At 77.5% G+C, this 6,502-nt stretch carries 5 protein-coding genes; 4 read left to right on the top strand and 1 reads right to left on the bottom strand.

What is annotated here, in order from left to right; genetic code table 11:
* The 4 genes from F8274_RS04395 to F8274_RS04380 all read left to right on the top strand — a co-directional run.
* Positions 1–1,020 (top strand): hypothetical protein (locus F8274_RS04395; protein ID WP_225853602.1); only part of this gene is annotated, 1,020 nt, incomplete at its 5' end.
* A 48-nt stretch (positions 1,021–1,068) separates the two neighbouring features.
* Complete coding sequence (locus F8274_RS04390) at positions 1,069–3,117, top strand: bifunctional adenosylcobinamide kinase/adenosylcobinamide-phosphate guanylyltransferase (RefSeq protein ID WP_151460976.1); 2,049 nt, start codon at positions 1,069–1,071, stop codon at positions 3,115–3,117.
* A complete protein-coding gene (locus F8274_RS04385; protein ID WP_151460975.1) occupies positions 3,107–3,880 on the top strand; it encodes an adenosylcobinamide-GDP ribazoletransferase in 774 nt (257 codons plus the stop codon). Before F8274_RS04390 ends, F8274_RS04385 begins: the two co-directional genes overlap by 11 nt.
* Before the next feature lie 65 nt (positions 3,881–3,945).
* Complete coding sequence (locus F8274_RS04380) at positions 3,946–5,235, top strand: DUF2314 domain-containing protein (RefSeq protein WP_151460974.1); 1,290 nt, start codon at positions 3,946–3,948, stop codon at positions 5,233–5,235.
* Between the two features lie 81 nt (positions 5,236–5,316).
* Here F8274_RS04380 and gcvT read toward each other — a convergent pair whose 3' ends face one another.
* Positions 5,317–6,447 carry a glycine cleavage system aminomethyltransferase GcvT gene (gene gcvT, locus F8274_RS04375; RefSeq protein WP_151460973.1) on the bottom strand — a complete coding sequence of 377 codons (1,131 nt, stop codon included), beginning with the start codon at positions 6,445–6,447 and terminating at the stop codon, positions 5,317–5,319.
* Positions 6,448–6,502: the final 55 nt, after the last annotated feature.

Here is a 6,502-nt window from a genome sequence, read left to right as displayed (position 1 = left end):
CCGGCCTCCCCGCCACCTTCCGGTCAGTCGCCGGCGGCGTTCCCGGCCGCACCGCTGCCCGGCCCCGACCCGGTCCCGGCCGCCCGCACCACGCCGCCCGGCCCGGTCTTCGCTCCCGGACACGCCTCCGCCGGTCCCGGTTCCGTCTCCGCCGGCCCGGGTCCCGTCTCCGGGGCTCCCGGTCCCGTTCCCGGGGCTGCCGGACAGGGCCCGGCGCCGGGGCCGGCCTGGTCGGTCGGCGCCGCACAGCCGGGCGGGGAGCCCGGCCACGGGTCGGTGCGGGACCGGCACGCCGGTTCGGGCGTGCCGCCGACGCGGGAGGAGCCGGCGGAGCGGCGGGGCCGCGGCCGGGCACTGGCGCTGGCCGGGGCGGCCGGCGTGGTGCTGGTCGCCGTGCTGACCGCGGTGGTCGTGACCGTGCTGCACTCCCCCGGCGACACGGACCCGGGGCAGCGCCCGGCCGCGTTGACCGGGGAGTCCGCGGTCGCCGACCCCGGGCAGCCGGAGGCGTCCACCGGCGCCGGCGCGGAACCGACGCCGAGCCGTACCGGGCGGCCCAGCCGGTCGCCGTCGGCCACGCCGAGCCGCCCGGCCGCCGACGGGGGCAGCCCGTCGGCCGGTGACCCGGCCCCGACCACCGGCGCGCCCGCGCCGACCGGCAGCACGGCCGCCCCGCAGAAGCCCAACCCGTACACGGCGGCGCAGGCGTGCGGCAGCGGCTACCAGGTGATCGACTCGGCGACCCTGACCGCCGGCGGGGTGCGCAAGGGGCGTGTCTACCTGCTCTACAGCACCGCGAGCAGCGCCAACTGCGTGGTCACCCTCAAGGACACCGATGTCGGGCGGGCCACCACGGTGACCGCCTACCTGGAGGTGAAGGGCAAGGCGCGGCACACCGAGAGCGGGGCCTACCAGTACTACGCCGGGCCGGTGCGGGCCACCGCCGCCGGGGTCTGCGTGAAGTGGGGCGGGTCGGCGGGCGGGGCCAGCTACGCCAGCCCCTTCGAGCACTGCGACTGACACCGGGGCGGCGGGCGGCGACCCGCCGGGCGGCTTTAAGGTACGGGCATGTCGGTAGACGGGTGGAACACCCTCCTGGTGCTCGGCGGTATCCGCTCGGGCAAGTCGGAGTTCGCCGAGTCGGTGGTCGCCGACGCGCCCACGGTCCGGTATGTGGCCACCGCCCCCGAGGGGGACCCGGAGGACACCGAGTGGGCGACCCGCCTCGCGGCGCACCGCGCCCGCCGGCCCGGCAGCTGGACCACCGAGGAGACCGCCGCCGACCCCGGCCGCCTGGCCGAGGTGATCGCGGCGGCCGGCCCGAACGAGACGCTGCTCGTCGACGACCTGGGCGGCTGGGTGACCGTGCTGCTCGATCCGGCGCACCAGCCGGCCGACGACACGGCCACCATCGCGGAGCTGGCCGCGGCCGTCCGGGCCAGCGCCGCCCGGCTGGTGCTGGTCAGCCCGGAGGTGGGGCTGTCCCTGGTGCCCACCACACCACTGGGCCGGGCGTTCACCGACGCGCTGGGCGCGACCAACCGGGCCGTGGCCGAGGCCTGCGACGCGGTCGCACTGGTGGTGGCCGGGCAGACCGCCTGGCTGAAGCCGGCGGCCGCCCCGGCCGGCGCCGCAGAGACCCGTCAGGCACCGGCAGCCAGCGCACCAGCCGGTCCCGCACAGGCGGGCGCCGCACCGGGCGCTCCCGCACCGGCCGGCGCGCCCGACGAGGCGCTGCCCGAGGTGCTCACCCCGACCGCGCCGACCGTCCCGGCCCCGGCACCGGTCCCCGCGGCCGGCCCGGCCGACTGGGCCGCGCCGACCATGGCGCTGCCGATGGTCGCCACCGGCCTGGTCATCCAGCCCGGCATGGAACTGCCGATGCCCGACGACTACACCGGGCCGCAGGCGGTCGACCGGCTCGCCACTCTGGACATCCCCGGCGCCGGTCTCGGTGTGCTGGAACGGGTGGTCGGCTTCGCCGCCGCCACCCAGGGCACCGCGACCCCGACGCCGTGGAGTTCGGTCCGGGTGCTGCTGCTGCACGGCGACCACGAGGGCGGGGCGTCGGCCGGCGCCGCGCCCGGCGGGTCGGCCCGCCGCGCCCGGCAGGCGCGCGCCGGCAAGGGGCCGCTCGCCCGGCTGGCCGCCGAGAACGGCGCGAGCCTCCAGGTGGTGGAGACACCCGCCTCCGCCCCCATCGAGGAGGGGCCGGCGCTCACCGGCGAGGAGGTCGAGGCGGCCCTGCGCTACGGGTGGCGGCTCGCCGAGCAGGCCGCCGACGCGGGCGTACAGCTGCTGGTGCTCGCGGCGTGCGGGGCCGGCACCGAGACGGCCGCCGCGGCGGTGCTCGCGGCCACGGCCGGCGCGGAACCCCCGGCGGTGCTCGGCCGGGTGGTGACCGAGCACGGCGAGTTCGACGACGCCGCCTGGATGGTCCGTTGCGCCGCCGTCCGGGACGCGCTGCACCGCACCCGGCGCTCCGCCCGGGAGGCCAAGGACGTGCTCGCGGAGCTGGGCGGCGGCGACGTGGCGGTGGCCACCGGCGTGCTGCTCGGCGCGACCGCCCGGCGCGTCCCGGTGCTGCTGGACGGGCCGGTCGGGGTGGCTGCCGGCATGGTGAGCCGCGACCTGGCCGGGCAGGCCCGGCACTGGTGCCTGCTGCCCGACCACGGCGGCCGGCCCGGCGTGCGGCTCGCCGCCGACGTGCTGGGCCTGACCCCGCTGCTGGACCTCCGGCTCGACCTGGGCGAGGGAGCGACCGCGCTGGCCGCCCTGCCGCTGCTGCGCGCGGCCCTGTCGCTCGCCGCCGGCCTGCCCGTGCACCCGGCGCTCGGCGGCGGGGACGACGAGGACTTCACCGAGCCCGAACCGGCCGGCCCCGGACCCGCCAGCACGGGACCCGAGCCGGACTTCACCGAGCCCGAACCCGCCGGCCCCGGACCCACCAGCACCGGACCCGAGCCGGACTTCACCGAGCCCGAACCCGCCGGCCCCGGACCCACCAGCACCGGGCCGCAGCCGGACTTCACCGAGCCGGAGCCGGAGCCGGCCGGTCCGGGGCCCACCACCGTCGAGCCGGACGAGCCGGTCGCCCCCGGCCGACGTGCCGACTGAGTTCCGCCTCGGCGACGGGATCCGGCTGGCGCTCACCACGTTCACCACGGCGCCGGTGCGCGCCGGCCGGGTGGACCGGGCCGCGGCCGGCGCCGCGATGGCGCTGGCTCCGGCGGTCGGTGCGCTGCTCGGCGCGCTCCTCGGTGCGGTGCTGCTGCTCGCCGCGGCGGTCGCACCCCCGCTGGTCGCCGCCGGGGTGACCGTCGCGCTGGGCGCGCTGCTCACCCGGGGACTGCACCTGGACGGGCTGGCCGACACGGTGGATGCGCTCGGCTCCTACCGGCGCGGGCCCGCGGCGCTGGAGATCATGAAGAAGCCGGATGTCGGGCCGTTCGGCGTGGTGACGCTGGTGGTCGTACTCCTGCTCCAGGCCGCGGTGCTCGCGGAGCTGGCCGGGCGGTCCCGGCCGGCCGCGCTCGCGGCGGTGGTCGCCGCGACGGCGGCCGGCCGGATGGCTGTCGCGCTGGCCTGCCGGCGCGGGGTGCCCGCCGCCCGGCCGGAGGGCCTGGGCGCGCTGGTGGCCGGCACGGTGGGGCCGGTCGCGCTGGTGGCCGGCACGGTCGCCGTGGCGCTGCTGGCCGTGCCGGCGGTGCCGGGCCGCCCGTGGCAGGGGCCGCTCGCCGTGCTGGCCGCGCTCGCCGTCGCGGCCGGGCTGCTGCGGCACCTGGTACGCCGGCTCGGCGGCATCACCGGCGACGTGCTCGGCGCGCTCGTGGAGATCGTCACCACGCTGTCCTACCTGGGACTGGTGCTGTCCGCCTGAGCCCCACCCGTCCGGGCGGGTAGCGTTCTCAGGCGAGGTGCACCGGCACGGTCGAGGGGGACGGCATGCTCATCACGGACGACTTCCTGCCCGTTCCGGTGCCCGAGTCGCTGGACGCGACCTACCTGGTGCCGATCGTCGGCCTGCCGAAGGTGAGCCCGAAGACCGCCGTGGAGCGGCTGGCCGGCCGGCTCGCCGAGCCGGTGCACGGGCTGGCCCGGCAGATGCTGGACAGCCCGCTGATGACCGTGGACACCCGCCCGGTCAGCGAGTTCCCGGAGCTGCCGCCGGACCTGCTCACCGCGTTCGGGGCGACCGAGCCGCAACTGGCCCGGCTGGCCGCCGCCACGCACCTCGTGGTGGTGCAGGCCGAATACCGGCCGGGCTGGCCGCCGGCGCACGAGTGGGCGGCCCGGGCGGTGGCCGCGGCGGTCGCCGAAACGGTCGACGGGGACGTGGTGGACGTCTTCGGGCTCCAGTTTCTCGACCCGGCCACGGCGCTGCGGTCCCTCCCTGACGAGCAGGGCCGGATCCGGCTGGTCGACTGGGTGCTGGTGCCGTACTCGTCGGACGCCGACGGGCTCTGGTTCACCACGAAGGGGTTGCGCCGCTTCGGGCTGCTGGAGCTGCAGGCGCAGGGCGTGCCGGACCACCTCACCCGTGCCTGGGGCGCGGTGATGACCGGGGCCGCCCGCCGCCTGCTGCGGGACTGGACCGACGGGCTGTCCGGCGAGGAGGTGCCGGCGTTCGTGCAGCTTCCGGTGCTGGCCACGGTGACCGGGCACGACATCGCGGTGGCGTACGGCAATCCGGAGCAGCACGGCGCGACGGCGCCCGTGCTGCTGCGGCTGGAGCTGGACCCGGCGACCGACCCGGACGCCGACTCGTTCCTCACCCTCAACCCGCCGCCCGGGCATCCGGGCCCGCCCGGCCGCTACTTCGCCGCCGCCTGCGCGACCCTGTTCAACGGCATCCAGCCCGACGTCCGGTACGCCCGCTCCGGCGACGCGATGAGCCGGGCCGTGGCCACGGCCCGGGCGGCGCTGGACGACATCCGGGCCCGCTTCCTGGCCGGCCGGCTCCCCGCCGAGAGCCAGCTCGTGGTCAAGTACGGGCTGCCCGGCGACGACGGCCCCGAGTACGTCTGGGCCGGGGTGACCTCGTGGGAAACCCCGGAGCGGATCGTCGGCGCGAGCGCCAGCGACGCCTCCGGCGACCCCACGGTTCGGATCGGCGCCCCGGTCGTGGTGGAGGCCGCCGACGTCGTCGACTGGGCCGTGCTGGACGGCACCGGCGTCATCGAGGGCGGCTGGACCCAGGCCGTCCTCGACGCCGGCGAACCCCCCACGGGCTGACGCCGCCTTGTCGATCAAGAGGTTTGCGTCTCCGGTGGGCCGGATCCCGACGCAAACCTCTTGATCGACGGGAACGGCGGGTCAGCGGACGGAGGGCTCCACGAAGGGCGGGCGGGTCAGGCGCATCTGGGCGCGGCGGCCGCGGATGTCGACCTCCAGCACCTCGCCGTCGGGGAGCTTCGGGTCGGTGTCGACCAGGGCCAGGGCGATGCCCTGCTTCCTGGTCGGGCTGAAGGTGCCGCTGGTGACCGTGCCGACCTGCTTGTCGCCGGCGTAGACGGCCATGCCGGGGCGCGGGATGGCCCGGTCGACCGCCTCCAGGCCGCGCAGCGTGCGGGCGGGGCCGGCGGCCTTCTCGGCCCGCAGCACGTCGCGGCCCCAGAAGGCCGGCTTGTCCCAGCCGACCGCCCAGCCCGAGCGGGCCTGCACCGGCGTGATGTCCAGGGACAGGTCCTGCCCGTGCAGCGGGTACCCCATCTCGGTGCGCAGCGTGTCCCGCGCGGCCAGGCCGCAGGCGCGCAGCCCCTCCGCCTCGCCGGCGGCGAACAGCGCGTCCCAGACGGCGAGCGCGTCGCCGGCCGGCGCGACCAGCTCGTAGCCGAGTTCGCCGGTGTAGCCGGTGCGGCAGACGGTCAGCTCGACGCCGTTCAGCGAGGCGGCCGAGAAGCTCATGTACTCGTGCCCGGTGGGCAGGCCGAGCGTGCCCAGCACCTCCGCCGAGCGCGGGCCCTGGACCGCGAGCACCGCGTACGCCTCGTGCTCGTCGGTGACGATCACGCCCTCGGGCGCGGCGGCGCGCAACCGGCCGACCACCTCGGCGGTGTTCGCCGCGTTCGGCACCAGGAAGACGTGGTCCTCGGCGTACAGGTAGGCGATGATGTCGTCCACCACGCCGCCGGTGGCGTCGTCGCAGCAGAGCGTGTACTGGGCCTTGCCGGGGGCGATCCGGCCGAGGTCGTTGGACAGGCAGGAGTTGACGAAGTCCGCGGCGCCCGGCCCGGTGACGCGGGCCTTGCCGAGGTGCGAGACGTCGAAGACGCCCACCCCGGTGCGCACTGCGGTGTGCTCCTTGAGCACGCCGCCCCCGGCGTACTCGAGCGGCATCTCCCATCCCCCGAAGGGGGCGAACTTGGCGCCGAGCGCGGTGTGCCGCTCGTGCAACGGGGAACGGCGCAGCCGGGTCGCGGCGGCGTCGGAGGTCACCTCGGTCATGGGTGCGAACTTACCGGCCCGTGACCGGCTGGTTAGCATCGGCGGGACCCCGCCT

It is taken from the genome of Micromonospora sp. AMSO31t, assembly GCF_008868175.1.
Lineage (GTDB): Bacteria > Actinomycetota > Actinomycetes > Mycobacteriales > Micromonosporaceae > Micromonospora.
Note: the sequence above shows the minus strand (reverse complement) of the source record. Positions and strands in the feature narration are given on the sequence as shown.